This window comes from Intrasporangium sp. (assembly GCF_035688975.1).
Taxonomy (GTDB): domain Bacteria; phylum Actinomycetota; class Actinomycetes; order Actinomycetales; family Dermatophilaceae; genus CALMNV01.
In genome coordinates, this window is the sequence record NZ_DASSMH010000008.1 from 1 (window position 1) to 26,969 (window position 26,969).

23 protein-coding genes, 1 tRNA gene, 1 pseudogene and 1 riboswitch are annotated in these 26,969 nt (G+C 71.2%); of the genes and pseudogenes, 18 read left to right on the plus strand and 7 right to left on the minus strand.

Annotated features, from left to right (window positions below; translation table 11 throughout):
• The first annotated feature begins 75 nt into the window (after window positions 1-75).
• Genes VFJ94_RS00575 through VFJ94_RS00590 form a run of 4 tightly spaced genes read left to right on the plus strand, consistent with a single transcriptional unit; the run spans window position 76 to window position 5,487 of the window.
• Window positions 76-1,656 (plus strand): ABC transporter permease subunit, encoded by a 1,581-nt coding sequence (locus VFJ94_RS00575; protein ID WP_325002219.1) that lies wholly within the window; start codon window positions 76-78, stop codon window positions 1,654-1,656.
• Window positions 1,656-2,591: a sugar ABC transporter permease gene (locus tag VFJ94_RS00580; RefSeq protein WP_325002220.1), complete on the plus strand. Its 936-nt coding sequence runs from the start codon at window positions 1,656-1,658 to the stop codon at window positions 2,589-2,591. The genes VFJ94_RS00575 and VFJ94_RS00580 overlap by 1 nt, the downstream gene beginning before the upstream one ends.
• Complete coding sequence (locus VFJ94_RS00585; RefSeq protein WP_325002221.1) at window positions 2,588-4,477, plus strand: glycoside hydrolase family 13 protein; 1,890 nt, start codon at window positions 2,588-2,590, stop codon at window positions 4,475-4,477. The genes VFJ94_RS00580 and VFJ94_RS00585 overlap by 4 nt, the downstream gene beginning before the upstream one ends.
• Window positions 4,474-5,487: a LacI family DNA-binding transcriptional regulator gene (locus tag VFJ94_RS00590; RefSeq protein WP_325002222.1), complete on the plus strand. Its 1,014-nt coding sequence runs from the start codon at window positions 4,474-4,476 to the stop codon at window positions 5,485-5,487. The genes VFJ94_RS00585 and VFJ94_RS00590 overlap by 4 nt, the downstream gene beginning before the upstream one ends.
• Before the next feature lie 30 nt (window positions 5,488-5,517).
• Here VFJ94_RS00590 and otsB read toward each other — a convergent pair whose 3' ends face one another.
• On the minus strand, window positions 5,518-6,306 hold the full coding sequence (otsB, locus tag VFJ94_RS00595; RefSeq protein WP_325002223.1) for a trehalose-phosphatase: 789 nt from the start codon (window positions 6,304-6,306) through the stop codon (window positions 5,518-5,520).
• The gene (locus VFJ94_RS00600) at window positions 6,303-7,733 is read right to left on the minus strand and encodes an alpha,alpha-trehalose-phosphate synthase (UDP-forming) (protein WP_325002224.1); all 1,431 of its coding nucleotides are present in this window, start codon (window positions 7,731-7,733) and stop codon (window positions 6,303-6,305) included. Before VFJ94_RS00600 ends, otsB begins: the two co-directional genes overlap by 4 nt.
• A 182-nt stretch (window positions 7,734-7,915) precedes the next feature.
• On the opposite strand from VFJ94_RS00600, the gene VFJ94_RS00605 reads away from it, so the two are divergent.
• The 4 genes from VFJ94_RS00605 to VFJ94_RS00620 all read left to right on the plus strand — a co-directional run bounded on the left by VFJ94_RS00605 (window position 7,916) and on the right by VFJ94_RS00620 (window position 11,683).
• Window positions 7,916-8,347: a CBS domain-containing protein gene (locus tag VFJ94_RS00605; protein WP_325002225.1), complete on the plus strand. Its 432-nt coding sequence runs from the start codon at window positions 7,916-7,918 to the stop codon at window positions 8,345-8,347.
• A 169-nt stretch (window positions 8,348-8,516) separates the two neighbouring features.
• Window positions 8,517-10,355 (plus strand): serine/threonine-protein kinase, encoded by a 1,839-nt coding sequence (locus tag VFJ94_RS00610; protein WP_325002226.1) that lies wholly within the window; start codon window positions 8,517-8,519, stop codon window positions 10,353-10,355.
• A gap of 245 nt (window positions 10,356-10,600) precedes the next feature.
• Window positions 10,601-10,752, plus strand: a riboswitch (cyclic di-AMP (ydaO/yuaA leader).
• A gap of 6 nt (window positions 10,753-10,758) precedes the next feature.
• The gene (locus VFJ94_RS00615; protein ID WP_325002227.1) at window positions 10,759-11,496 is read left to right on the plus strand and encodes a transglycosylase family protein; all 738 of its coding nucleotides are present in this window, start codon (window positions 10,759-10,761) and stop codon (window positions 11,494-11,496) included.
• Window positions 11,497-11,610: 114 nt separating this feature from the next.
• Window positions 11,611-11,683 (plus strand) — tRNA-Thr (locus tag VFJ94_RS00620).
• Window positions 11,684-11,848: 165 nt separating this feature from the next.
• On the opposite strand, the pseudogene VFJ94_RS00625 reads toward VFJ94_RS00620, so the two are convergent.
• The 5 genes and pseudogenes from VFJ94_RS00625 to VFJ94_RS00645 all read right to left on the minus strand — a co-directional run.
• A pseudogene (locus VFJ94_RS00625) lies at window positions 11,849-12,172 on the minus strand (IS5/IS1182 family transposase); the annotation flags it as partial.
• A gap of 163 nt (window positions 12,173-12,335) precedes the next feature.
• Window positions 12,336-12,674 carry a type II toxin-antitoxin system PemK/MazF family toxin gene (locus tag VFJ94_RS00630; protein WP_325002228.1) on the minus strand — a complete coding sequence of 113 codons (339 nt, stop codon included), beginning with the start codon at window positions 12,672-12,674 and terminating at the stop codon, window positions 12,336-12,338.
• On the minus strand, window positions 12,658-12,855 hold the full coding sequence (locus VFJ94_RS00635) for a hypothetical protein (RefSeq protein WP_325002229.1): 198 nt from the start codon (window positions 12,853-12,855) through the stop codon (window positions 12,658-12,660). The genes VFJ94_RS00630 and VFJ94_RS00635 overlap by 17 nt, the downstream gene beginning before the upstream one ends.
• A gap of 195 nt (window positions 12,856-13,050) precedes the next feature.
• Window positions 13,051-13,383: an Lsr2 family protein gene (locus VFJ94_RS00640; protein ID WP_325002230.1), complete on the minus strand. Its 333-nt coding sequence runs from the start codon at window positions 13,381-13,383 to the stop codon at window positions 13,051-13,053.
• Between the two features lie 92 nt (window positions 13,384-13,475).
• On the minus strand, window positions 13,476-13,874 hold the full coding sequence (locus VFJ94_RS00645) for a PPOX class F420-dependent oxidoreductase (protein WP_325002231.1): 399 nt from the start codon (window positions 13,872-13,874) through the stop codon (window positions 13,476-13,478).
• Window positions 13,875-14,089: 215 nt separating this feature from the next.
• Here VFJ94_RS00645 and VFJ94_RS00650 point away from each other — a divergent pair, with 215 nt between their 5' ends.
• The 10 genes from VFJ94_RS00650 (at window position 14,090) to VFJ94_RS00695 (ending at window position 26,912) form a co-directional block, all read left to right on the plus strand.
• The gene (locus tag VFJ94_RS00650) at window positions 14,090-14,458 is read left to right on the plus strand and encodes an STAS/SEC14 domain-containing protein (protein ID WP_325002232.1); all 369 of its coding nucleotides are present in this window, start codon (window positions 14,090-14,092) and stop codon (window positions 14,456-14,458) included.
• On the plus strand, window positions 14,455-16,674 hold the full coding sequence (locus VFJ94_RS00655) for a response regulator (protein ID WP_325002233.1): 2,220 nt from the start codon (window positions 14,455-14,457) through the stop codon (window positions 16,672-16,674). The genes VFJ94_RS00650 and VFJ94_RS00655 overlap by 4 nt, the downstream gene beginning before the upstream one ends.
• Before the next feature lie 450 nt (window positions 16,675-17,124).
• Complete coding sequence (locus VFJ94_RS00660; RefSeq protein WP_325002234.1) at window positions 17,125-18,543, plus strand: NAD-dependent malic enzyme; 1,419 nt, start codon at window positions 17,125-17,127, stop codon at window positions 18,541-18,543.
• Window positions 18,543-19,790, plus strand: a complete 1,248-nt coding sequence (locus VFJ94_RS00665) for a DUF6986 family protein (protein ID WP_325002235.1) — start codon at window positions 18,543-18,545, stop codon at window positions 19,788-19,790. Before VFJ94_RS00660 ends, VFJ94_RS00665 begins: the two co-directional genes overlap by 1 nt.
• A 122-nt stretch (window positions 19,791-19,912) precedes the next feature.
• Entirely contained in the window at window positions 19,913-20,740 is an 828-nt protein-coding gene (locus tag VFJ94_RS00670; RefSeq protein WP_325002236.1) for a hydroxypyruvate isomerase family protein, read from the plus strand.
• Complete coding sequence (locus VFJ94_RS00675) at window positions 20,646-21,659, plus strand: 2-hydroxy-3-oxopropionate reductase (RefSeq protein WP_325002237.1); 1,014 nt, start codon at window positions 20,646-20,648, stop codon at window positions 21,657-21,659. The genes VFJ94_RS00670 and VFJ94_RS00675 overlap by 95 nt, the downstream gene beginning before the upstream one ends.
• Window positions 21,660-21,749: 90 nt before the next feature.
• Window positions 21,750-23,528 (plus strand): glyoxylate carboligase, encoded by a 1,779-nt coding sequence (gene gcl, locus VFJ94_RS00680; protein ID WP_325002238.1) that lies wholly within the window; start codon window positions 21,750-21,752, stop codon window positions 23,526-23,528.
• A 9-nt stretch (window positions 23,529-23,537) separates the two neighbouring features.
• Complete coding sequence (locus tag VFJ94_RS00685) at window positions 23,538-24,668, plus strand: glycerate kinase (RefSeq protein ID WP_325002239.1); 1,131 nt, start codon at window positions 23,538-23,540, stop codon at window positions 24,666-24,668.
• A 67-nt stretch (window positions 24,669-24,735) separates the two neighbouring features.
• The gene (gene allB, locus VFJ94_RS00690) at window positions 24,736-26,082 is read left to right on the plus strand and encodes an allantoinase AllB (protein ID WP_325002240.1); all 1,347 of its coding nucleotides are present in this window, start codon (window positions 24,736-24,738) and stop codon (window positions 26,080-26,082) included.
• Window positions 26,079-26,912, plus strand: coding sequence for a bifunctional allantoicase/(S)-ureidoglycine aminohydrolase (locus VFJ94_RS00695; RefSeq protein ID WP_325002241.1), 834 nt, complete (start codon window positions 26,079-26,081; stop codon window positions 26,910-26,912). The genes allB and VFJ94_RS00695 overlap by 4 nt, the downstream gene beginning before the upstream one ends.
• Window positions 26,913-26,969: the final 57 nt, after the last annotated feature.

A 26,969-nucleotide genomic window follows, 5' to 3' on the forward strand; every position in this document is an offset into this window, starting at 1 on the left:
CTCCACCCGCCGCTCACACGTCACGCCCCGCGCCGCCCCGCCTTCGTGTCCCGTCCTGCTGGAATGAGGTCCGCCATGTCCCAGGCCACAGAGTCGTCGCCTGCCGACCACGTCTCCACGCCGGCCCCGCTGTGGGCCACCGTCGTCAAGTGGGCGGCCATCGCCCTCGTCGTCATCGCGGCCCTGTGGCTCTCCACCCGGCTCGCGGCCGAGGGCTACGGCCTCTACATCGTGCTCGTCGCCATGGTCGTCATGGCGGTCCTCGTCGTCTACGCGACCCGCCGCAGCGTGCCCGCCAAGTACCTCCTCCCGGGGCTGCTGCTCCTGCTCGGCCTGCAGATCTGGCCCATCGTCATGACGGTGAGCACGGCGTTCACCAACTACGGCGACGGCCACGCGATCAGCAAGGAGGAGACGATCAGCGCCATCGTGCGCAGCTCAGTCAAGGAGGTCCCGGGGTCCCCCCGGTATCGCCTCAGCGTGGCGGTGCCGGAGGGCAGTGACGCGGCGACGGGGGAGCCCGCGTTCCTGCTCACGGCCCCGGACGGCACCTTCAAGGTCGGCACCAAGGACGGCCTGAAGGACCTGTCGCCGAGCGGAGTCGAGAAGACCTCGACGGGCAAGATCACGAAGGCGCCCGGCTACCGGATCCTCACCGCCCGCGAGGTGAACGCCCGCAAGGAGCTGGCCCAGTTCGCCGTGCCCACCCCCGACGGGGGAGGGATCAAGGCCAGCGGCCTGAGCGAGGCCTTCGAGGGCAAGGCGACCGTCACCTACGACGCGGCCACCGACACCCTCAAGGACAGCTCCACGGGCAAGGTGTACGTCGCGAGGAACGCGACATGGGCGCCGCAGGACGGCCAGGGGCAGTCCTTCCCTCAGGGCTGGAAGGAGAACGTCGGGCTCAAGAACTTCCAGACCATCCTCACCGACCCGACGATCCGTGCCGGCTTCCTCAAGATCTTCGTGTGGAACATCGCCTTCGCGCTCGGCTCGGTGCTCAGCACGTTCGTGCTCGGCATGATGCTCGCGCTCCTCTTCAACGACGAGCGGCTCAAGGGCAAGGGCGTCTACCGGGCGCTGCTCGTGCTGCCCTACGCGATCCCCGGCTTCGTCACGGCGCTGCTCTGGGCCTCGATGTTCAACGCCGAGTTCGGCCTCGTCAACTCGGTCACCCACCTCGGCGTCGACTGGCTCGGTGACCCGTGGGCCGCCAAGGCCGCCATCCTCATCACGAACCTGTGGCTCGGCTTCCCCTACATGTTCCTCATCTGCACGGGTGCCCTGCAGTCCATCCCGAGCGACGTGCGCGAGGCCGCCAAGATCGACGGGGCCTCCCCCCTGCGGACACTCCGCTCCATCATCATGCCGCTGCTGCTCGTCGCGGTCGGTCCCCTGCTCATCGCGTCGTTCGCCTTCAACTTCAACAACTTCACGCTCATCTTCCTGCTGACCGGAGGCGGTCCCTTCGAAGCCGCCAACACGAGCATCGGCTCGACCGACCTGCTCATCACGTACGCGTTCCGGCTCGCCTTCAGCGGCGTCTCGCCCAACTACGGCCTCGCGGCCGCCGTCTCCATCTTCATCTTCTTCCTCGTTGCGCTCATGAGCTACAGCGGCTTCCGGCGCACCAAGGGCCTGGAGGAGGTCAACTGATGACTGCACAGCCCACTCCTGTCTCCGGTGTGGCGGCACGCCCCGTCACGCGGGTCGAGGCCGTGACCGACACGAAGAACGCGCCCACCTCGCGGCGGTCGGGCGTCTGGTGGCGCCACGCTCTCGCGATCCTCGCCCTGGTCTGGGCGTTGTTCCCCATCGTCTTCCTCGTCTCGGCGGCGCTCAACCCGGCCGGCACCCTGTCGTCCGCGGAGCTGCTGCCCACCGGCACCTCCTTCACCAACTTCAGCCAGCTGTTCAACGACCCGTCCCGGCCCTACTGGAGCTGGTTCAAGAACTCGATGCTCATCGCCCTCGTCGGTGCACTCGGGCAGATCTTCCTCGGGGCGTGCGCGGCATACGCCTTCTCCCGCATGCGCTTCACGGGTCGCCGCGCCGGCCTGCTGGCCCTGCTGCTGTTGCAGATGTTCCCGGCGCTGCTCACCTTCGTCGCGCTCTACATCATGTTCGCCGCGATCGGCGACATCATCCCGGCGCTCGGGCTCAACACGGTCCTCGGGCTGGCGCTCGTCTACCTCGGCGGCGCGATGGGCGCCAACGTGTGGCTGCTCAAGGGCTACTTCGACACGGTGCCGCGAGAGCTCGACGAGGCCGCGAAGGTCGACGGCGCCTCGCACGCGAGGATCTTCTTCACGATGATCCTGCGGCTCGTCATGCCGATCCTCGTGACGACGTTCATGATCGCCTTCATCGGCCTGTTCAGCGAGTTCATGCTCGCGTCGGTGTTCCTGCGTGACGTCGACTCGCAGACCCTGGGTGTCGGGCTCTACAGCATGAGCAAGGGCAACGAGAAGAACCGGCTCTTCGGCCAGTTCGCTGCCGGGTCGCTGCTGTGCTCCATCCCCGTCGTGCTGCTCTACCTCTCCGTCCAGAAGCAGCTCGTGGGTGGGCTGACGACCGGCTCGGTCAAGTGAGGGCTGCCACCGCCTCCACCTGGCTGGGACAGCCGCACCACGACGGCTCCGCGCGCTACGTCTCGACCCAGCGCCCGCGGCTGGGCGAGACGGTCAGCGTGCTCCTGCGCGTCCCCGTGGACCACGAGCTCACAGCGGTCCACGTGCGGACCGCTCCCGACGCCGAGCAGGTCTTCGTCAAGGCGCGCCTGGTCTGCACCACCCGGACCGACGCCTGGTGGAGCGCCTCGCTGGTCTGCCACAACCCGGTCACGACGTATCGCTTCCTGCTGTCGGGGGGCCCGACGCGGTATGCCTGGCTCAACGGCACCGGGGTCCATCTGCGCGACGTGCCGGACGCGAGCGACTTCCGGCTGGTCGCCTCGGAGGTGCCGCCGCCGGCGTGGGCGGAGGGGTCGGTGGTCTACCAGATCTTTCCCGACCGTTTCGCCCGCTCCGCTCAAGCGGACCGGCGCGAGGTGCCCGACTGGGCCTTCCCTGCCGCCTGGGACGACCCGGTCGACACCCGGCCCGGCAGGATCGGCCACCAGCTTTACGGTGGCGACCTCGACGGGATCGCCGAGCGGCTCGACCACCTCGAGCGGCTTGGGGTCGACGTCATCTACCTCACGCCGTTCTTCCCGGCGGGCTCGAACCACCGGTACGACGCCTCCTCCTTCTCGGAGGTCGACCCTCTGCTCGGGGGAGACGCGGCCCTGCGGCGGCTTACGAGCGCGGCGCACGAGCGGGGCATGAAGGTGATGGGCGACTTCACGACCAACCACACCGGCGACCGGCACGAGTGGTTCGTCACGGCCACGGGGCCGGGTGGCCGGCGCGCTGTCGAGCGCGACTTCTACATCTGGGAGGGCGACGACTACGTCGCCTGGCTGGGGGTCCGGTCGCTGCCGAAGCTCAACCACCTCAATGCCGAGCTGCGGCGACGGATCTTCCAGGACCGGGCGGGCGTGGTGGGCAAGTGGCTGGGGCCGTCCGGCGGCCTCGACGGGTGGCGCGTGGACGTGGCCAACATGACCGGTCGCTGGCGCTCGACCGACGTCAACCACGACGTGGCGCGCGAGATGCGCGACGCGATGGGGCGGTGGGCGCCGGAGGCGCTGCTCGTCGGGGAGCACACCCACGACTACACGGTCGACCTCCCGGGCGACGGCTGGCACGGGGTCATGAACTATGCCGGCTTCTGCAGACCGATGTGGACCTGGCTGCGGGGGGAGACCGAGGACCCCAACTTCCTCGGTGCCCCGGTCCCGATCCCGCTGCTCGACGCCCGCGCGGTGGTGGACACCATGCGTGACTTCACGTCTCGCGTGTCCTGGCAGTCGCTCGTGCACTCCTTCAACCTCGTCGGGTCCCACGACGCGACCCGGGTGCGCACGCTGGTGGGCGAGGACTCCCGGCGCGTGGACGCGGCCGCCGGGCTGCTCCTCACCCTTCCCTCCATGCCGATGCTCACCTACGGCGACGAGATCGGGATGGAGGGCCGCTTCGGGGAGGACGGCCGCCGACCGATGCCGTGGGACGACTCCTGCTGGGACACTCGACTGCACGACGTCTACCGGGGCCTCATCGCGGCGCGGAAGTCGTCGCCGGCCCTGCAGCACGGCGGGCTGCGCTGGGTGCACGCGTCCGGCGACGCCATCGTCTTCCTCCGCGAGGAGCTCACCGAGACCGCCCTCGTGCACGTCTCTCGGGCGGCCCATGGACCGGTCTGCGTCGACGCGAGGCACCTGCCGGGCGTCGAGTCGGGCTCGGCGGCATACGGACCGGTGCCCGACATCGAGGCGGGAACCGTTACCCTTCGGGCCGACGGGCCAGGTGTGCGCGTGTGGCGATGGCGCCCCACGGACGAGGGCCCCCGGCCGACCGTGCGGAGGAGGACTGGGTGAAGGCGCGGCTGCGCGACATCGCGGTGCAGGCCTCCGTGTCGGAGGCCACCGTTTCGCGCGTGCTCAACAGCAAGCCGGGCGTGGCCGAGTCGACTCGGCAGTCCGTGCTCACGGCGCTGGACGTCCTCGGCTACGACCGGCCCTCGCGGCTGCGTCGCAAGAGCGCCGGCCTCGTCGGCCTCATCGTGCCCGAGCTGACGAACCCGATCTTTCCCGCCTTCGCCCAGGTCATCGAGAACTCCTTGGCACAGAACGGTTTCACCCCGGTGTTGTGCACGCAGGTGGCTGGGGGCGTGCACGAGGACGACTACGTGCAGATGCTGCTCGACCGGGGGGTCGCGGGGATCATCTTCATCTCCGGCATGCACGCCGACACCAACACCGACCCCGAGCGCTACGTCACGCTGCGCGAGCGTGGGCTGCCCATCGTCCTCGTCAACGGCTACATCGAGGGCGTCGACGCGCCGTTCATCTCCAACGACGACGTCACGTCCATGGGTCTCGCGCTCGACCACCTGGTCAACCTCGGCCACCGCGAGATCGGCCTCGCCGTGGGGCCCGACCGCTACGTGCCGGTCATCCGCAAGATCGCCGGCTACCGGCACTCCATGCAGGACGTGCTCGGCCGCTCCGACGTCGACCACCTCATCGAGCGCTCCCTGTTCACCGTCGAGGGCGGAGCGGCGGCGGCAGGTCGCCTCCTGGATCACGGGGCGACGGCGGCCGTCTGCGGCTCGGACCTCATGGCGCTCGGGGCGATTCGGGAGGCCCGCAAGCGCGGCCTCAGCGTGCCGCGTGACTTCTCCGTGGTGGGCTACGACGACTCGACCCTCATCGCGTTCACCGATCCGCCGCTCACGACGGTGCGCCAGAGCGTCGATGCGATGAGCTCGGCCACGGTGCGCGCGCTGCTCGACGAGATCGCCGGGCACCCCTCTCCCCGCGCCGAATACGTCTTCCGGCCGGAGCTCGTGGTGCGCAGCTCGACCGCTGCCGTCCGGCGCTGGTGAGCTGCGGCGGCCAGCGGCCGGTCGTGGCTGTCAGCGTCCGAGGAGGAGCTGGGCGAGCAGGTGCAGCGTCTCGGCGACGTCGGCCTCGTCCGCGACTCGGTGCCGGGCCGCGGTCGAGCCGTCCCCGACCTTGATCGTCACGTCGTCGGGCCGGGTCAGCCGGGCGAACACGTCCTCGTCGGTGGCGTCGTCGCCGAGGTAGATCCTGGCCTGGGCGCCGACGTGACGCCCGTATGCCGTGAGGGCGGACCCCTTGTCGGCCGGCGACACGCTCAGCTCGAGCACGGACTTGCCCTTGAGGACGCGAATCCCCTCGTGCGCCAGGGCCACCGACCGCGCATCCGCGAGGGCGGCATCGGCCAGCTCCTTCGGCAGCCCACGGGTGTGCACCACGACGGCGGCGGTCTTGTGCTCGATGCCCGCGTCGGGGTGTCGCTCCTCCACGAGCAGGGCCACGTCCTCGGCGAGCTGCGCGAGGCGAACCCGGTCCTCGGGTGTGATCCGCGCCGCCTCCATCGCCTGCCGCACCGCCTCCGAGGTGGACTCGGCCCCGTGGCTGGCGATGAGGGCGATCGGCTCGGACTCGTGGATGCCGCTCAGCCGCGCCAGGGTGGTCAGGTCCCGGCCAGAGACGACGGCGACGTGCACGTCGGGGACTTCGGCCAGCGCCCGCAGCACCTCGATGGTCCCCGGCGTCGGCTTGACCGCCATCGGGTCCGACTCCAAGGGCGCGAGCACTCCGTCGAAGTCGGTGGCGACGAGCAGCGGTCGCAGGCCGGCCGCGAGCCTCAGGGCGGACGCCAGCCCCCTGGGGATCACGATGCGGTGCCCGGCCGCTCGGGTGCCGCATCGAGGGCGGCGAGATACCGCTTGGCCCAGCGCTGCACGTCGTGCTGGGAGACCCGGCGCCGAAGCGACCGCATGATCCGCTGCTTCTCCTTGGTCGGGGTGTTGATGGCCCGCAGGATGGCCTGTTTCAAGCCCTCGATGTCGTGCGGGTTGCACGCGAAGGCTTGGTGCAGCTCGTGCCAGGCCCCGGTGAACTCGCTGAGCACGAGGGCACCGCCGAGGTCGTAGCGGCACGTGACGTATTCCTTCGCCACGAGGTTCATGCCGTCGCGCAACGGCGTCACGAGCATGACGTCGGCCGCCTGGAAGAAGGCGGCCATCTCCTCGCGCGGGTACGAATGGTGCAGGTAGTGGACCGCGGGCGCCCCGATCTCCCCGTGGTCGCCGTTGATCCGGCCTACGGTCTGCTCGATCTCGGACCGGAGGTGCTGGTAGGCCTCGACGCGCTCCCGGCTCGGCGTCGCGACCTGCAGGAAGGTCACCTCTGGCGGGCTGACCTTCCCCTCGGCGAGGAGCTCCTCGTAGGCCTTGAGCCGGTGCCGGATGCCCTTCGTGTAGTCGAGCCGGTCGACGCCGAGCATGAGAACCCTGGGGTTGCCGACGGATTCTCGCAGCTCGTGGGCGCGGGCCACGACCGAGGGCTGCTGGGCCAGGTCCTCCATCCCCTTGAAGTCGACTGAGATCGGGATGGCGCTCGCGCGGACCCGGCGGCGGGAGCCGTCGTCGACGGCGACCGTGTCGCCCTTGGTCGCCACGCGGAGCAGCTGCCGGCAGGCCCGGACGAAGTTCTGCGCGTCCGCCTGCCGCTGGAAGCCGAGGAAGTCAGCCCCGAGCAGGCCCTCGAGGAGCTGACCCCGCCACGGCAGCTGCGCGAAGAGCTCGACCGGCGGAAAGGGGATGTGGTTGAACCAGCCGATGCGCAGGTCCGGCCGGAGACGGCGGACGAGGGCGGGCACGAGCTGGAGCTGGTAGTCCTGGATCCACACGCGGGCGCCCGGGGCCGCCACGTCGGCGACCGCCTCGGCGAAGCGGGCGTTGACCTGCCGGTAGGTGGCCCACCAGTCCCGGTGGAACGACGCGGGCACGATGACGTCGTGGTAGATCGGCCACAGCGTGTCGTTGGAGAAGCCCTCGTAGAAGTCGCGCACCTCCTCGACGCTCAGCCCGACCGGGTGCAGATGCATGCCGTCCAGGTCGAACGGCTCCTCCGCCGGACCGGTGCCCCCGGCCCAGCCCACCCACGCCCCGGGCTGGTTCCGCATGACCGACTCCATGGCCGTCACGAGGCCACCCGGGCTGCGCTGCCACGACTCCTCGCCGGACTCGCTGACCACCTTGTCGACGGGTAGCCGGTTCGCGGCGATGACGAGGTCGTAGCGCTGCTGTGCTGGCGGCACGGGAACTCAACTCCTGGGCGTGGGGATGACGGTCGGGCCGCGCCCACGGGTCACGGGCCGTCACGCCCACTGTAACTAGGGCCCTCTCGAACTGGCCCCTCTGGCCGAGCGCACGTCTGGCGCGGCGGGCGGAGCCGTTCTAGGGTCGGTCCAGGAGTTTCCCTCGGTGCAAGGAGGTCGCCGTGAAGGTTTCGGACGTGCTGCGCCACAAGGGCGGTGGGGTCGTCACGGTGCGTCCCGACGAGTCCGTGAGTGGACTGCTCGGGCTCCTCGCCGACCACAACATCGGTGCCGTCGTGGTGAGCGGGGGCGGCACCGGCGTCGACGGCATCGTCAGCGAGCGTGACATCGTGCGCCACTTGCACACCACCGGTAGCGACATCCTCTCGGCGCCGGTCTCCCAGATCATGACCAGCGTCGTCGCGACCGGCCATCCGGAGGACGACATCGCCGCTTTGGCCACGATCATGACCGAGCAACGGGTGCGCCACGTGCCGATCCTCGACGCGGAGGGCGCGATGACGGCGATCGTGAGCATCGGCGACATCGTCAAGCACCGCCTCCAGGAGCTGCAGTCCGAGCGCGACCAGCTGCGGGACTACATCACCCACTGAGCGGAAGTGGCCACTCGAGGTGGGCACCCCCGGTCGAGTGGCCAGTTTGGTGCGTGGGCGGCTGCACGCAAGTGGCCACTCGACGTGAGCCGGGTCGAGTGGCCAGTTTCGTGCCTGCTGAGCTCACGCGTGCAGCATGCGCCTGCGGGCGTCGAATACCGTAGAGGACATGGCTGCTTCCGACCGGACCGAACGGGTGTCCCGCCCGGCGTCCCGGCCGACAGCGGCCGGTGCGGGCGGTGCGGCATACGGTGACTCCGGTGTCCCGGCCGGGGGTGGCCGGATCGGGTCGTACCGTCTGATCCAGGAGGTGGGCCAGGGCGGCATGGGCGTCGTCCACCTCGCGCTGGACCGGCGCGGCCGCGCCGTGGCCGTCAAGGTGCTGCGCACCTCGGTGGCCGCGGACGCGGAGGCCCGGGGGAGGCTGGGCCGCGAGGTGGAGACGCTCTCGCGGATCCGCGACGACCGCGTCGCGAGCGTCATCGACGCCGACATCATGGGCCCGCGGCCCTACATCGTCACCCGCTTCGTCCCCGGGGCAGCGCTCGACGACGTGGTCGAGGAGCACGGTCCGCTGCCGCCCGACGCTCTCCTGCGGCTGGCCCGCGGCATGGCGGAGGCGATCCGCGCCATCCACGCGTGCGGGGTCGTGCATCGCGACATCAAGCCGGGCAACGTCCTGCTCGAGGACGGCGAGCCGGTGTTGATCGACTTCGGGATCGCGCACCTGCAGGACGACGTGCGGCACACCGTCGGCGGCCTCGTCATGGGCACACCGGGCTACCTCTCCCCAGAGCTCGTCGAGGGCGCGCCGATCACGGACGCGACCGACTGGTGGGGGTGGGCCGCGACGATCACGTATGCCGCGAGCGGCCGCCCTCCCTTCGGTCGTGGCCGCATGGACGCGGTGCTCGCCCGCGTGCGGGCCGGCGAGGTCGACCTCGACGGAGTGGACCCGCGGCTCCAGCCGCTGCTGCGCGCCTCGCTGAGCCCCGACCCCGCGGAGCGTCCGCATGCCGACCACGTCATCTCGGCGCTCGAGCGCTTCGCGGCGGGACACGCCGCCACCGTGCCCACGCCCACGGGCGACGTGTGGGACGACCCGGGGCTCCACGAGGCGAGGCCGGGAGCGACGCAGGTCTACGACAGCCGCGGCACCGCCGCCCTCCCCGGCGTCCCAGCGGTCCCCCTCCCGCCGTCGAGGTGGGCACCGCCCACCTCGCCCCCCGTGGGGCATGGCCCGGGCCCGGCGGCATACGAGGACAACGGCCCGGCCGCCGAGCCCTGGGAGCCGGACGTCTTCGACGAGGACGGGCTCGCCGGCGACGGGCGCCACGAGGACCACGAGCCTGACGGACAGGCGGACTACGACCAGGCGGGCTACGAGCACGAGGCCTACACGGTGCGCCGAGGCGACCCGCGGATCGGGCTGTCCTCGCGCACCGGCCTCCTTCTCGCCCTGACGGCCGCGTGGCTCGGTCTCGCCGCCGCCTGGCCCGGCGTCGCGGTCGTCGCCCTCGTGGCCTGGGCGTGCCTCGCGCGCACGGCGGACCGGGTCGTGACCGGGCTCGTCCTGCGCCGCCACGTCCACGGGGTGCGCCGCACGGACCTCGCCTCCGCGGTGCTGCTCGCACCCTGGCATCTCGTGCTCGCCGGGGTGGCCACCGCTCTCAGCGTGCTCCTCGCGGCCGGGGTGGCCCTTGGCGGGGTGGCGCTGTCGACGGCGATCCTGGCGGCCGTGCGCGGGGAGGCGCCGCTGGCGGGCAGCCCGCTCACCCTCGCCGCGGGAGGCGCAGCCGGCCTGCTCACGTTGTGGTGCGGGCCCGGCTGCGTGTCGCTGCGGCGGGGATCCCGATCCATGGTGCGCGGGCTCGTGCCCGAGGGGACCGGCTCGCGGGTCGTCTCCGCACTCCTCGTGACGGGTGGCGCCGTGGTGGCGTGGCTCGCCACGAGTCGGGGAGCGAGCTTCTCGTGGACGCCCTTTGCCGGCGCGCCGTTCGGCTGGTGAGTCGGCGGCCGACCTCAAGGTAACGCCACGGTCAAGGACCGGTAACGAAAAGGCATCTCGATCGGCTTGTGCGGCAGGCCCGCGTCCCGTACCGTCATTCCTCAGTGGCTCCCGCCTGGATCGGGCCGACGATGGTCTCCGGGCGAGAGCCCTTGTGCGCCTGGTTCGCGGGCGCTGCAGCAGGACAACTCCACATTGCACCAGCACCCATTGAACCGGTCCCTGCGCGCGCCGAGCCTCGCCAGCCAGGGACATTGCCCGGACCTTCCGGGCCGGGCGAGGACGGGGGACCCAGATGACCCGCACGAGCGGGCCAGGGGGTGAGGTCGCGAGAGCGACGGGGCACCTGACAGCCCCAACCCGACAGCTAACCCCGCAGGCGCACGTCAGGAAGGAAACCACTGTGCACTACCAGCCCAAGCACGCTGCCCCCAAGAGCGTCTCCGTCAAGAAGCGCTTCGCCGGGGTCGGCATCGCCGGTGCCGCGACCGTCTTCGCGGGGATCGCCACGGCCAACAGCGCCTCCGCCGCCTCCGTCTGGGACCGAGTCGCCGCGTGCGAGTCCGGCGGCAACTGGCACATCAACACCGGCAACGGCTTCTACGGCGGCCTGCAGTTCACCCGCAGCACGTGGCTCGCCTACGGCGGCGGGGCCTACGCCTCTCGCGCCGACTTTGCCAGCCGCGAGCAGCAGATCGCCGTCGCGCAGCGCACCCTGGCCGGCCAGGGCCCCGGCGCGTGGCCCGTCTGCTCGGCCCGCGCGGGCCTCAGCCGCTCCAACGGCGGCGCCAGCGCCGGCGTCACCACCTCGCGCTCCACGCAGCGCACTGCGGTTGCCCCGAAGCGGGTCTCCAACCCCGCGCCGGCGAAGCGGGCCACCCCCCAGCGCGCGACGGTCAAGCGGTCGACCGCGGCGCACACCCACGTCGCGCACAAGGCCGCGACGCGAGTCAACGCTTCGGCGCCCCGCGTCAGCACCGCCACCGGTGCCCGCGTGACGGTCGTGGCCGGCGACAGCCTGTCGAAGCTCGCCCAGAAGTACCACGTCAAGGGTGGCTGGCAGGCGCTGTTCGCGGCCAACCGGGGCACGGTCTCCAACCCCGACCTCATCTTCGTCGGTCAGGTCCTGCGCCTGCCCTGAGCATGAGTCGCTGATGGCCCCGTGAGGTTCTCCTCGCGGGGCCATCGTCTTTTCCGTATGCCGTTCGCCTCGGTTACGCTGGCGCGGACCCGGCGGCGTGCGGCGCGGGTCGCTGCTGGCGTGGCGCAATCGGTAGCGCACCTGTCTTGTAAACAGGTGGTTAGGGGTTCGAGTCCCCTCGCCAGCTCAGACGCATGACCTGCAGAAATGGCCTCTCACCTGCGGTTATGCCGTCGGGCGGGCTTCCGTGACCCCGAGTCAGAAGCGGACACAACTCGGCACCGATGTACCCTCCAATCTCACGGCGAGAGCACGACGGGGGAGGGTCGCAAATGGTGCAGAAGCTCAAGGGGGGTATCCCGGTCCCGTCGGTGACCACCGATCGTTTGGTGCCCTGCCTGGCGCAGTCGACCGGAGACGGGCCGGAAACCTCACCGCCGCAAGGGGATTTGGTGATCGACCCGCTCGTATCCGCTGCCGTGGACCAGGGCGATGACACCGTCGAAAGCGGCCCGCTCCCCGACCCGGCGCCGATGGCAGCCCATGGGGTGAGCCGGGTCGTACTCGGGCGGTCGGCGGCGCCGCTCAGCGCGGCGAACTCGACCCCCAAGGGTTCGATTAGGGATGCTGGCAGCAGGGGCACGGGCCCTGCACGGGTGGTTGTCCGGACGTCGATGAACAGCGACGTCAACCGGCCATTCAGCGGACGCCCACCTTGCAGTCCGGTGCTCGCGGATCCCCAGCACGCGGGGACGTCTTGGGAGCAGTGGCTGGCGGGTGCAAGCGCGTCCGTGCTTCGAGGGAGTCACACTCGGGCGATCCCTGATGCTCGCGCGACGCTATAGGTCTAGCAGTAGCGCCAGTGTCTCGCGGACCTCGTTGAGGACGACGGGGCCGACATTGCCGGTGCGCTCCTGAATTCGAGTTGTGGCCACGGAGCGCACGTGCTGGCACTGCGCCGAGGAACGCGCCACAAGGCGGTTGCCCTCATCGGGGTCGATCAGGACCTCGGTGCTGCTCGTGCGCATCGTCCGGGTAACCGGCACGACCTGGACGACGTTGGGTCCGCCCCTAAGAATCCGGGCGGCTGTCACCACGATGGCCGGGCGACGGGGTCCGGCCTCGCTGCCGGCGGGCATGCCGAGGTCGAGTTCGACGACGTCACCCGGCGTCAGCATCGAGCCACGCCGTCTCATCCTCGGTGAGCTCTGCCGCGAGGTCCCGTGCCATGGCGTCCTGGCGGAGTGCGCGGATGGCCTTGCTCACCGTCTCATCGATCGTTTCGTGGCGTTCGGCCGCCAAGCGCGTCACCCGCGCATGAGTCTCCCTGCTGATGCGGATCGTCGTTGTCTCGGCCACCACACAACGATACTCGCGTAGACAGAGTCGTCTACATTTGCCGCGACGACCGGGCATCCCCCAAGCCCGGCCCGCGGGGGAAAGGGTCAGTGTCGGCGACGCCCATGACGAATGGTGGCTGTGGGTCGCAGTCGCTGACGCCAAACCAATGGCATGCTGATCCGGCGCATGACCGCCGGGGGCGCCCGGCGCCAATCAGTAGCTTGCGTCGAAGGCCGCAACGACCCGCTGAGGGATGCGTCCTCGCGCTGGCACCGCGTGCCCGTTGCTGTGCGCCCAGGCCCGAATCTCTGCGTTGCGCGAGTGTCCGGCGGACGGGATGGTGACGCGCTTTCGGCCGGTGTGGCCTCGCGTCCCGGCCGGACGAGCCGCTGTTGTGTAGCGCCTCAGCGCTTCCCGAAGCGCGGCTGCGTTCCTTTCCGACAGGTCAATCTCGTAGTTGGTGCCGTCGATCGCGAAGCTGACGGGCTCCGACGCCTCGGTTCCGTCGAGGTCGTCGATCAGGGTGACGATCTTCTGCTGGGCCATGGCGCGATGGTACGCGGGCAGTGGCTAGGGCGGCCCGACTGGCCGCGATGTGACGCAGCTTGTCTCTTGCGGATGTCGAGCCACCCTGTGGGTCAGGCCGGCGTGATGCGCAGGACGACACGTGCAGGCGTCCCACGGCGGACGACACGCTCGAGGAACATGAAGAGCCGGTACTCGAGCCCGTACTTGCCCCGCAGCAGCGCCCTCACCCGATCCACCACCGTGACGTCCCTGACGAGCTCGGCCACGGCATCGACGGCAGGGGCGTTGCTCGCGACCCGGCCGCGACGATCACACGGCCTGAGACTCACCCGGGGATCAAGGCGCAGGCGCTTGAGCTTGCCCGTTCCCTCCGGGGTGCTGACCAGGAGCCCCTGGGCGTCCTGGACAACCCAAACGGGCGTCGAGACCGGGGTCCCCGATCTGCGATACGTCGTGAGGGAGACGAACCTCTCGTCACCGAGCTCGGCCAGGGCGGACTGGGGAAGCATGGCTCATTTCTACCGCAGGGCGCGACCGCGATGACGGCGCGGTGACGGCGCGGTGAGGGCGCGGCGCCGCGCGCGACCGGCGCCGCGCGCGACGGGCGCGCACCACCGGAGCCGGCCAGCACCACCCGGGGATATGCCCTTGGCGATCCCGATCTGCGGCATACAGGCTGAGGTACCTTGGCAGGCATCGAGGCTGCGGCTGCGGAGGTGCGGGGATGAATGCCGAGGGCAAGCGATACAGGGTCACGTGGGACGAGGCAAGCGGGATCGCACGGACGGATTGGCTCCCGGGGGCGGTGTGCGGCATAGAGGAGGCTCACGCGGTCGACGCCGAGATCAAGGCACTGGGACGGGGCAAGGTGCGCTGCCTGGTCGATCTTCGTCAGGCCGCCGGGTTCGACCGTCCCGCCCGCGAGTTCTTCATCAGCCAGAACCCCAACTACCGCGCCGTCGCGCTCGTCGCAGGCTCCGCGCCCACGCGAATGCTGGCCAACTTCTTCATCGGCCTGAAACGTGGCACGATCCCGGTGAAGATGTTCACCTCAGAGGCCGACGCAGTCGAGTGGCTGCAAGCACAGGCATGACCCCGTCCCGTCAGGCGGGCATCGACAGCGTCATCGAGCTGCTCACCAGCCTCGCCGCCGGCGACCTCGACGCCCGCGGGGCGCCCACCGGGGAGGACGAGGACCTCGACGCCGTGATCGTCGGGATCAACATGCTCGCCGAGGAGCTCAGCGCCCATCGCTCCGAGCTCGAGCAGCGTGTGCGCAGCCGCACCGTCGAGCTCGAGGCCGCCCGCAAGGAGGCCATGGAGGCCTCGCGGCTCAAGTCGGAGTTCCTGGCGACGATGAGCCATGAGATCAGGACCCCGATGAACGGCGTGGTCGGCCTCACCACCTTGCTGCTCCAGACCGAGCTGGACGACACCCAGCTGCAGTACGTCGACGGCCTGCAGCACGCCGGTGAGGCACTCCTCAACGTCATCAACGACATTCTCGACTTCTCCAAGCTCGAGGCCGGCCGGGTGGACCTCGAGCTCGTCGACCTCGACCCCCGGCTGCTGGTCGAGTCGGTGGCCGGCCTGGTCGCGCCGATGTCGTCGCGCAAGGAGCTGGAGCTCATCGCCTACTGTGCGCCCGAGGTCCCGGCTCGGCTGCTCGGCGACGAGGGGCGACTGCATCAGATCCTGCTCAACCTGGCCTCCAACGCCGTGAAGTTCACCGACAAGGGCGAGGTCGTGATCACCGTCCGGATGAGCGAGGAGGACCCAAGCCGGGTGCGGTTCCAGGTGGCGGACACGGGAATCGGCATTCCGCTGGACGCCCAGCGCAGGATGTTCGACTCCTTCACGCAGGCCGACGCCTCGACCACGCGCAAGTACGGCGGCAGCGGGCTCGGCTTGGCCATCTCGCGCAGCCTGACCGAGGCGATGGGCGGCGTCATCGGCCTCGAGAGCGAAGAAGGCGTCGGCAGCACGTTCTGGTTCGAAGTGCCCCTGCCCGTGTCGGCGACCGATCCGCCCCCGAACCCGGGCCGCGACCTGCTGCGCGGCCTGCGGGCCCTCGTCGTCGATGACAATGCCACCAACCGGCTGGTCCTCGAGTCCCAGCTCGCGCACTGGGGAATGCGGCCCGACGTCGTGGAGCACCCGCAGGCGGTCGTCGACCTGATGCGCGCGGCTCTGGCTGCTGGCGACCCCTATGCGATCACGGTGCTCGACATGTGTATGCCGCAGATCGACGGCCTCGAGCTGGCCCGCCACATCTGCGCCGACGAGACGTTGAGCGACACCCTGCTGATCATGCTGTCGTCGACCCTCGAAGTCGACCGGGACGAGTTGCGGCGCGCCGGGGTCCGGGACACGCTGAGCAAGCCGGTGCGCAGCTCGGAGCTCTTCGACCGGCTGGTCAGGCTCGTCGGCGATGCACCCATCACGGCGGCTCGGCGGATGGCGCAGACCGCAGCGACCCGCGCGGGCACGACCTCCGGACGAGTCCTGGTCGTGGAGGACAACCTGGTGAACCAAATGGTCGCGGAGGGGCTGGTCTCGCGCCTGGGCTACGAGGTGGACATCGTCGCAAACGGTGCCGAGGCGCTCGACGCCATCGCGGCCACCCCCTACGCCGCCGTGCTGATGGACTGCCACATGCCCGTGATGGACGGCTACTCTGCGACCGAGGAGATCCGGCGGCGGGAGGTCGGCGGCCCGCGGCTGCCGATCATTGCCATGACCGCCGGAGTGACGGCGGAGGAACGCGAGCGGTGCCTGACCTCCGGGATGGATGACTACGTCGCCAAACCCGTCGACCTGCCCACACTCAGGGACGTCCTGAACCGCTGGGCGCGGCCGCGCCCCGACCACGCGGACCGGACCGGCAACGAGCCGGTCGCGTCCCTCGAGGGTGACAGGTCGGCCGTCGACCCGGAGCGCCTCTCGACCTTGCGCGAGCTCGGCGCGACGGCCGGGCAGGGTCTGCTGTCGGCGCTGACCGATGCCTTCACGTCGGCCTCCCCGGACCTGCTGGCGACGATGCGCCGGATGCTGGACAGCGGCGAGGCGAGGGGGCTGCGGCGCGCTGCCCACGAGCTCGCAGGATCGGCGGCGAACATCGGTGCGGTCAGGGTCGCCGACCTCGCTCGTCAGGTCGAGACGGGCGGGCAACTGCTTGCACCCGAGCTGCTCGATCGGCTGGGGCCCGAGATCGAGCGCGCAGGCCGACTGCTGCGGGCTGCCGTCCACAACCAGTCCGACCCCGGCTGGGGCGGTCCGTCCGGCTCGGACCGAGGCCCAGCCGACTAGCCACGAAGTCGACCAGGAGCCCGCGTCGGGTTGTGCACCCGGACGACCATTGGTATGCCGCTTCCTGTGCGGTCGTGCTCGGCGGACGTGCCGTAGGCGGTGCGGCCGCCAGCAATGGTCGTCGGCGTGCTCGCGTCCTCGCCACGCGACGCTGGCCACCTGTCGAGTCCAGGCGGTGAAGCAGCCTCCCGGCTCTGGACACGGCGAGATGACCGAGAACACCGTCGAGCGGGTCGAGGCGGGCTCAACGGTGAGGTCGCCGAAGCGGCCGCCCTGCGCAACCTGTCCGCCGAGGCGATCCGCGGGTGGCCAGGGACCGCGCCAGGCGCCGGGCGAGGGCCGGCCCATCGGCATACCTGCCCTTGCCCCAGGTTCGACTCAGGACTATCGTTCCGACATATAGAAACAAGCATCCACGATGCGGAAGCACGTCCCAATGGAGGGATCACCATGTCGGCACCCAGTCCTGGCTACTCCATCACAGTGCGGGTCCAGGCGCCCGCCGCGATCGACACCACGGGAATCCTCGCGGCCGCGGTGGCCGAGGCCGGCGGGTCGCTGACCGCCCTCGACGTCGCGGAGTCCCGTGCGGACAGCCTCGTCGTCGACGTCACGTGCAACGCTGCCGACGCCGACCACGCCGACCGGATCACCGACCGGATCGCGGCGGTGCCGGGGGTCACCGTGCGCAAGGTCAGCGACCGGACGTTCCTGCTGCATCTCGGGGGCAAGCTCGAGGTCGTCCCCAAGGTCCCGCTCAAGCACCGCGACGACCTGTCACGGGCCTACACGCCCGGCGTGGCGCGGGTGTGCCTCGCGATCGCCGAGAACCCCGAAGACGCGCGGCGCCTCACCATCAAGCGCAACACCGTCGCGGTCGTCACCGACGGCTCCGCGGTCCTCGGCCTGGGCAACATCGGCCCCGCGGCAGCGCTGCCGGTCATGGAGGGCAAGGCGGCGCTCTTCAAGCAGTTCGCCGGTGTCGACGCCTGGCCGGTCTGCCTCGACACGCAGGACAGCGACGAGATCGTGGCCATCGTCAAGGCGCTCGCGCCCGTCTACGGCGGGGTGAACCTCGAGGACATCTCGGCGCCGCGCTGCTTCGAGATCGAGGCCCGGCTGCGCGAGGAGCTCGACATCCCCGTGTTCCACGACGACCAGCACGGCACCGCCATCGTCGTCCTCGCCGCCCTGACCAACGCCCTCAGGGTGGTCGACAAGCGGCTCGAGGACGTCCGCATCGTCGTGTCCGGAGTCGGTGCTGCCGGCCACGCCATCATCCGGCTGCTCGACGCCCAAGGTGCCCGCGACATCGTGGGCTGCGACCGGCACGGAGCGCTCGACCCCAACGCGCAGCACAGCGACGAGTTCCGGGGCTGGATCGCCCGCCACACCAATCCGTCCGGGGTCCAGGGCACCCTCAAGGAGGTGCTGCGCGGCGCCGACGTCTTCGTCGGCGTCTCGGGCCCGGGCCTGCTCGACGGCGACGACATCGCCACGATGGCGGTGCGGTCGGTGGTCTTCGCGCTGGCCAACCCGGATCCCGAGGTCGACCCGGTCGCCGCGAGCCGGCACGCGGGCGTGGTGGCGACGGGTCGCTCCGACTACGCCAACCAGATCAACAACGTGCTCGCCTTCCCCGGGTTCTTCCGGGGGCTGCTCGACGCGGGCGTCAGCGACATCACGAGCGAGATGATGATCGCGGCGGCGAAGGCGATCGCGGACTGCGTGCACCCCGACGAGCTCAACGCCAGCTACATCGTGCCGAGCGTCTTCGACGCTGAGGTGGCCCCGGCGGTCGCGGCCGCTGTGCGGCACGCGGCCGGCTTCCACGGGCACCCCTCCGACCCGAGTGCCGCGGCGCGCTGATGGCGCTCGACCCGGCCGCCCTCGCCGCGGAGATCGACGCCCGCCTCGCCGCGGCGGATGCCGCGCTCGCTGCCGGGTTCCCCGGCGAGCGCCCCGGGCGCCAGCCGGTGCACACCGTCTACGTCCCCGCCGACCGCTACGCCTCCGAGCTCGTGCCTCAGTGGCGCGAGGAGGCGCTCCGCGTGCTGTCACAGTACGGGGGCGAGGCCGCGCAGGTGGTCGACGCCTTCGGCCTCCCGGCGCAGCTGGCCGAAGCCGCGTACTCCCGGATGCGCGCCAAGCTCGAGGCGGAGCCGGTGGAGGACCTGCGGATCGACTTCGAGGACGGCTACGGCATCCGCGACGACGCGGAGGAGGACGACGCCGTCGACACGGCGGCATCCGCCCTGCTGCAGGCCCTCGACGCCGGCGACGCGACGCCCTTCTCGGGCATCCGCTTCAAGAGCTTCGAGGCGCCCACCCGGGCGCGTGGCCTCCGGACCCTGGCCCGGTTCGTCGCCGCCGTCACGCGCGACGGCTCGCTGCCCGAGGGGTTCGTCGTCACGCTGCCCAAGGTGACCTCCGTCGACCAGGTCGAGGCCATGGTGCTCGCCTGCCAGCGGATCGAAAGCGGGGTGGGCCTCGCACCCGGGGCGATCGGCTTCGAGATCCAGGTCGAGACGCCGCAGGCCATCTGCGGCCCGGACGGCACCGCGCTCGTCGCGCGCATGGTGCATGCCTCCGCAGGACGGTGCACCGCCTTGCACTACGGGACCTACGACTACTCCGCGTCGTGCGGCATCGCGGCGGCATACCAGTCGATGGAGCACCCGGCGGCCGACCACGCCAAGGCGGTCATGCAGGTGGCGGCGGCGGGCACCGGGGTGCGCCTGTCGGACGGCTCGACGAACGTCCTGCCGGTGGGCGACGCCGACCAGGTCCGCGCGGCCTGGCGGCTGCATGCCCGGCTCGTGCGACGCTCGCTCGAGCGCGGCTACTACCAGGGGTGGGACCTGCACCCGGCCCAGCTGCCCAGCCGCTACCTGGCCACCTACGCCTTCTATCGCGAGGGCCTGTCCGCCGCCGCCGAGCGCCTGCGCAACTACGTCGGACAGGTCGAGTCCGCAGTCATGGACGAGCCGGCGACGGCCCGCGCCCTGTCCGACTTCATCGTGCGCGGGCTCGACTGCGGCGCCACCGACGAGGCCGAGGTGCACGGCCTGACCGGCCTCGACCGCGCGGCGGTCGACCGCCTCGCCAAGCGGTAAGGGGCGCCCAGATATATGCCGGGTGCCTGGGTCCGGGCCGTTGACCGGGCTCCGACCGACACCTATGCTCTCACTAATCGGAAATTAGATTCCACGATGCGATAGACCGAAGGGAACCCGCGATGACCGACCACGGCCTGCGCTACGAGGTGAACTGCTCCATCCTCTTCACGGAGCTGCCGCTGCTCGAGCGTCCGGCTGCCGCCAAGGCGGCCGGATTCGACGCGGTCGAGTTCTGGTGGCCCTGGCCGGACCAGCCGGTCCCGGCCGACCGTGACGTCGACGCCTTCGTGGCGGCGATCGAGGACGCGGGGGTGCGGCTCGTCGGGCTGAACTTCTTCGCGGGCGACCTCGCGGGCCCGGACTGCGGCGTCCTGTCGGTCCCCGACCGGGTCGAGCAGTTCCACGACAACGTCGACGTCACCGTCGGCATCGGGCAGCGGCTGGGCACGCGCGCGTTCAACGCCCTCTTCGGCAACCGGGTCGACGGGGTCGCGCCGGAGGCGCAGGACGCCCTCGGCCGCGAGTCCATCGCCGTCGCCGCCAAGGCCGCCGACCGGATCGGCGCCACCGTCCTGGTCGAGGCGGTGAGCGGCCCCAAGCCGTACCCGCTGCGCACGGCAGCCCAGGCCGTCGCCGTTGTCGACGACGTGCGCGCGGCGGGCGCCGGCAACGTCGGCTTCCTCCTCGACCTCTACCACCTCGCCGCCAACGGCGACGACCTCGACGCCGCGATCGCGCACTACGCCGACCGCACGGCGCACGTCCAGCTCGCCGACGCCCCGGGCCGCGGCGAGCCCGGCACGGGCTCCCTCGACCTCCAGCGCCACCTTGGCGACCTCGCACGCAGCGGGTATGCCGGCTGGGTGGGGCTGGAATACAAGCCCACCACCGCGACCACGCCCGACAGCTTCGGCTGGCTGCCGCTCGAGCGCCGTTCGGCCGGCTGACCGACCCGCCCACGACCCCCACAGGAGAACGCAGATGAGCACCATCGCCTTCATCGGCCTCGGCATCATGGGCAGCCCCATGGCGGTCCACCTCCAGCAGGCCGGCCACACGGTCGTCGGGTTCAACCCGTCGCCGGAGAAGACCAGGCCGCTCGTCGAGGCCGGAGGCACCGCCGCGGGCTCGGTGGCCGAGGCGGTCCGTGACGCTGACGTGGTGGCCGTCATGGTCCCCGACAGCCCCGACGTGCAGGACGTCCTCACGGGCGAGGACGGGGTCTTCGCCAGCGCCAAGGAGGGCACGCTCGTCATCGACTTCTCGAGCATCCGCCCGGACGTCACCGTGGAGCTCGCCCGGGCCGGCAGGGACAAGGGCTTCCGACTCCTCGACGCCCCGGTCTCCGGGGGAGAGGCCGGGGCCAAGAACGCAGCGCTCTCGATCATGGTCGGTGGCGAGGCGGCCGACTTCGAGGCGGCCAAGGAGATCTTCGACGCCGTCGGCAAGACCGTGGTCCACGTCGGGGGCAACGGCGCCGGACAGACCGTCAAGGCCGCCAACCAGCTCATCGTCGCCGCCAACATCCAGGCGCTCGCCGAGGCGGTCGTCTTCCTCGACGCCTACGGCGTCGACCTCGAGGCAGCCCTCGACGTGCTCGGCGGCGGTCTGGCGGGCTCCAAGGTCCTGGAGCAGAAGCGCGCCAACATGGCGAACCACGAGTTCACGCCCGGGTTCCGCATCGACCTGCACCACAAGGACCTCGGCATCGTCACCTCCGCCGCCCGCGAGGCGGGCGTCGTCGTGCCGCTCGGCGCCCTCGTCGCGCAGCTGATGGCCTCCGCGCGCGCGAACGGCGACGGCGGCCTCGACCACTCGGGGCTGCTGCGCGGCGTCGAGCGCCTCTCCGGCCGCCTGGCCGACTGACCGTCGCCGACTGACCGTCGCCGACTGACCGCCGCCGACGACCTCCCGGCCGACCGGCATACCGAACCACGAAGGACCAGGAGCACCACCATGGCACGCATGACCGCGGCCCAGGCGGCCGTCGAGATCCTCAAGAGGGAAGGGGTGACCCACGTCTTCGGCCTGCCCGGGGCGGCGATCAACCCGTTCTACAAGGCGATGAAGGTGGGCGGCGGCCTGCACCACACCCTCGCGCGGCACGTCGAGGGCGCCTCACACATGGCCGAGGGGTACACCCGCGCCAAGGCGGGCAACATCGGTGTGTGCATCGGCACGAGCGGGCCCGCCGGCACCGACATGATCACCGGGCTCTACTCGGCCACCGCCGACTCGATCCCGATCCTGTGCATCACCGGGCAGGCGCCGGTGGCCAAGCTGCACAAGGAGGACTTCCAGGCCGTCGACATCGCCTCGATCGCCAAGCCCCTGACCAAGATGGCAGTCACCGTGCTCGAGCCGGCCCAGGTGCCCGGCACGTTCCAGCAGGCGTTCCACCTCATGCGCTCCGGGCGCCCGGGACCGGTCCTCATCGACCTGCCGATCGACGTGCAGCAGGCGGAGATCGAGTTCGACGTGGCGACCTACGAGCCGCTGCCGGTCTACAAGCCGCTTGCCACGCGCGCGCAGGTGGACAAGGCGCTCGACATGCTGGAGGCCAGCGAGCGGCCGCTCCTCGTCAGCGGCGGAGGGGTCATCAACGCCGACGCGGCGGACCTGCTCGTCGAGTTCGCGGAGATCACAGGGGTCCCCGTCGTCCCGACGCTCATGGGCTGGGGCACGATCCCTGACGACCACGAGCTCAACGCCGGCATGGTGGGCCTGCAGACGAGCCACCGCTACGGCAACGCGACGATGCTCGAGTCGGACTTCGTCCTCGGCATCGGCAACCGCTGGGCCAACCGGCACACCGGCGACCTCGAGACCTACACGCGCGGCCGCACGTTCGTGCACGTCGACGTCGAGCCGACCCAGGTCGGACGGGTCTTCGCCCCCGACTTCGGCATCGTCTCCGACGCCAAGGCCGCACTGCAGCTGTTCGTCGAGGTCGCCCGGGAGCGCCGCGAGGCGGGCCGGCTCCCGCGCCGGGAGCACTGGGCCGAGTCGTGCCGCGAGCGCAAGCGGACGATGTGGCGCAAGACCAACTTCGACGTCACACCGGTGAAGCCGCAGCGGGTCTACCAGGAGATGAACCGCGTCTTCGGCAAGGACGTGCGCTACGTCTCGACCATCGGTCTGTCCCAGATCCAGGCGGCCCAGCTGCTCCACGTCTACAAGCCGCGGCACTGGATCAACGCCGGCCAGGCCGGTCCGCTCGGCTGGACCCTGCCGGCGGCGCTGGGCGTGGCCACCGCTGACCCCGACTCGACGGTCGTCGCCCTCTCCGGAGACTACGACTTCCAGTTCATGGTCGAGGAGCTCGCCGTCGGAGCGCAGTTCAACATCCCCTACGTCCACGTCGTCGTGAACAACGCCTACCTCGGGCTGATCCGCCAGGCCCAGCGCACGTTCGACATGGACTACTGCGTCCAGCTGTCGTTCGAGAACGTCAACGCGCCCGAGCTCGGCGGCTACGGTGTCGACCACATCAAGGTGGCAGAAGGCTTGGGCTGCAAGGCGATCCGCGTGACCGACCCCGAGGAGATCTACCCCGCACTGGAGAAGGCCAAGAGCCTCACCCAGGAGTACCGCGTCCCAGTGGTGGTCGAGGTCATCCTCGAGCGCGTCACCAACGTCTCCATGGGCCTGTCCATCGACGCCATCTCGGAGTTCGAGGAGCTGGCCGAGGGCGGGCACGACGCCCCCACCGCGCTGTTCGCCAACGTGGACTAGGTCGTCGACATGACCCGAGTCCTGCTCGCCCCCGACAAGTTCAAGGGGACGCTCACCGCCGCAGAGGTGGCCGCTCACCTCACGACGGGCCTGCGGTCCGTCCTGCCCGACGTGGACGTGCGGGTCGTGCCCGTCGCCGACGGCGGTGACGGGACGCTGGCCGCCGCGCAGGCGGCCGGGTTCACCCGCATGCCCGTCACCGCGACGGGTCCGACGGGCCTGCCGCACGAATCGGCCTTCGGCCAGCGCGGCACCGAGGCGGTGGTCGAGCTCGCCGAGGTCTCCGGCCTGGCGCAGCTGCCCGACGGTCACCCCCAGCCGTTGACGGCAACGAGCCGTGGCACCGGAGAGCTCGTCGCCGCTGCCCTCGACTCGGGGGCCCGGCGCATCGTCGTGGGCATCGGCGGCAGCGCGTGCACCGACGGGGGCGCGGGCCTGCTCCAGGCGCTCGGGGCGAGGATCACGACGGCCTCGGGCGAGCCGGTCGGGCCCGGCGGGGCCGGTCTGGCCCAGGCCGCTCGGCTGGACCTCGACGGCCTGCACCCGGCCCTCGCCGACGCGGAGCTCGTCGTGGCGTGCGACGTCGACAACCCGCTGACCGGAGCACGCGGGGCCGCGGCCGTCTACGGCCCGCAGAAGGGGGCGGCCCCGCAGGACGTCGAGGCGCTCGACCGCGCGCTCGCCCGCTGGGCCGACCTCGTGGCCGCCGCGACCGGCGAGGACCACCGCGACGACCCGGGCGCGGGAGCGGCGGGCGGCGTGGGCTTCGGCCTCGTCGCGGTGCTCGGGGCGCGGACCCGGCCCGGGGCCGACCTCGTCTTCGAGCTGACGGGCCTGCACGACGCCCTCGCCGAAGCGGACCTCGTCGTCACCGGCGAGGGCTCCCTCGACGCGCAGACCCTGCACGGCAAGGCCCCCGCCGCGGTCGCCGCGGCGGCCCGAGACAGGGACCTCCCCGTCGTCGCGGTCGCGGGTCGGGTCGCCCTGACCGCCGGTGAGCTCGCCGCCGCCGGCGTGGGCGCGGCATACGCGCTGGTCGACGAGGCGGGCGATCCCCGGGAGCCCTTCGAGGCCCCGGGACCGCTGCTGGAGCGGATCGGCGCGCGCATCGCGCGCGAGCACCTCGGGGCCGGCTGCTGACCCGCTACCGGGGGCGATGAGCGACGGACTACGGTCAATGACAGTCGGGACGAGGAAGGGCACGCACATGGCGCCTGAGGTGGTCATCCGCGCACCACGAGCGGTCGTGGGCGGCGTCGAGACCGGTGCGACGGTGTCCGTCGTCGGCGGGCGCATCGCCGCGGTCGGTCCCTTCGACGCCGACGTCGAGCTCGCCCACGACGCAGAGGTCGTCGAGCTCGCCGAGGACGAGGTGCTGCTCCCCGGCCTGGTGGACACGCACGTGCACGTCAACGAGCCCGGCCGCACCGACTGGGAGGGCTTCGCCAGCGCCACCCGAGCCGCGGCCGCAGGTGGTGTCACGACGATCGTCGACATGCCCCTCAACAGCATCCCACCGACGGTCACCGTCGCGGCGCTCGAGCAGAAGCGGGCCGTCGCGCGGGACCAGGCCTACGTCGACGTGGGCTTCTGGGGCGGCGCCATCCCCGACAACCTGGAGGAGCTGCGGCCCCTCCACGAGGCAGGCGTCTTCGGGTTCAAGTGCTTCCTGCTCCACTCCGGTGTCGACGAGTTCCCACACCTGTCGCCCCCGCAGCTGCGCGAGGCGCTCGCCGAGGCGGCCACCTTCGGGGGCATGGTCATCGTCCACGCCGAGGACGCCGAGACCATCGACAGCGCGCCCGAGCCCAAGGGCCGTGGGTATGCCGGCTTCCTCGGGTCGCGCCCCAAGGAGGCCGAGGAGCGGGCCATCGGCCTCGTCGTGGACGCCGCCCGTGAGACCGGGGCCCGGGCGCACATCCTGCACCTGTCGGACGCCGATGCGCTGCCGCTCATCGCGCGCGCCCGGGCCGAGGGGGTGCGGCTGTCGGTGGAGACCTGCCCGCACTACCTGACCCTCGAGGCCGAGGAGATCCCTGACGGGGCAACGCAGTTCAAGTGCTGCCCGCCGATCAGGGAGCACGCCAACCGCGACCGGCTGTGGGCGGGGCTGGCTGACGGCACCATCGCGACCATCGTCTCGGACCACTCGCCGTGCACAGCGGACCTCAAGCGTCTCGACTCCGGGGACTTCGGGCAGGCCTGGGGCGGGATCGCCGGCCTGCAGCTCGGGCTGCCGGCGATCTGGACCGAGGCCAGGCAGCGCGGCCACACCCTCGCCGACGTCGTGCGCTGGATGGCGCAGGGACCGGCGGACCAGGTGGGGCTGGCCGACCGCGGGCGGATCGCCGTCGGCGCCACCGCCGACCTGGTCGCCTTCGCGCCGGAGGAGTCGTTCCGCGTGGACGTCGCCTCGCTGCACCACAAGAACCCGGTGTCCGCGTATGCCGGCCGCACCCTCACCGGGGTGGTGCGCCGCACGTGGCTGGCCGGCATACCGATCGACGTCGACGCGGCCCCGCGCGGACGGCTCCTGAGGAGAGGACAGCCATGACGACCCCTCGCTACTCCACCCCCGTCGGCGGGCTGCCGGCCCAGACGGACCTCACGACCGACCGCGCGGTCTTCACCGAGGCGTATGCCGTGCTGCCCCGCGGAACGATGCGCGACATCGTCACCAGCAGCCTGCCGTTCTGGGACGACACCCGGCTGTGGGTCATCGCGCGTCCTCTCTCCGGCTTCGCCGAGACGTTCTCGCAGTACATCGTCGAGGTCTCGCCGGGCGGTGGGTCGGACCGGCCGGAGCTCGACCCCGCCGCGGAGGGCGTCCTCTTCGTGGTCCGGGGCTCGCTCGTCGTGACCATCGACGGCTCGGCCCACGAGCTCACTGCCGGCGGCTACGCCTTCGTGCCGCCGGGCACCGACTGGCGGGTGCGCAACACGAGCGGCGCCGTCGCGACGTTCCACTGGGTGCGCAAGGCCTACGAACGCGTCGAGGGCATCGACGTCCCGGAGCCCTTCGTCACCAACGAGGTCGACGTGCCGGGCGGCGAGATGCCCGGGACGGACGGGCGGTGGACGACGCAGCGCTTCGTCGACCCGCTCGACGTGCGCCACGACATGCACGTCAACATCGTCAACTTCGAGCCCGGCGGCGTGATCCCCTTCCCGGAGACGCACGTCATGGAGCACGGCCTCTACGTGCTCGAGGGCAAGGCGGTCTACCTGCTCAACAACGACTGGGTCGAGGTCCAGGAGGGCGACTTCCTGTGGCTGCGCGCCTTCTGCCCGCAGGCCTGCTACGCCGGCGGGCCCGGACGGTTCCGCTACCTGCTCTACAAGGACGTCAACCGCCACGCCAAGCTCAGCCGCCAGCTCGTGTAGCCCCTGACCAGGGGACGCTGGGCAGGGCATGATGAAGGCGTTCCCACCAGCACGCGG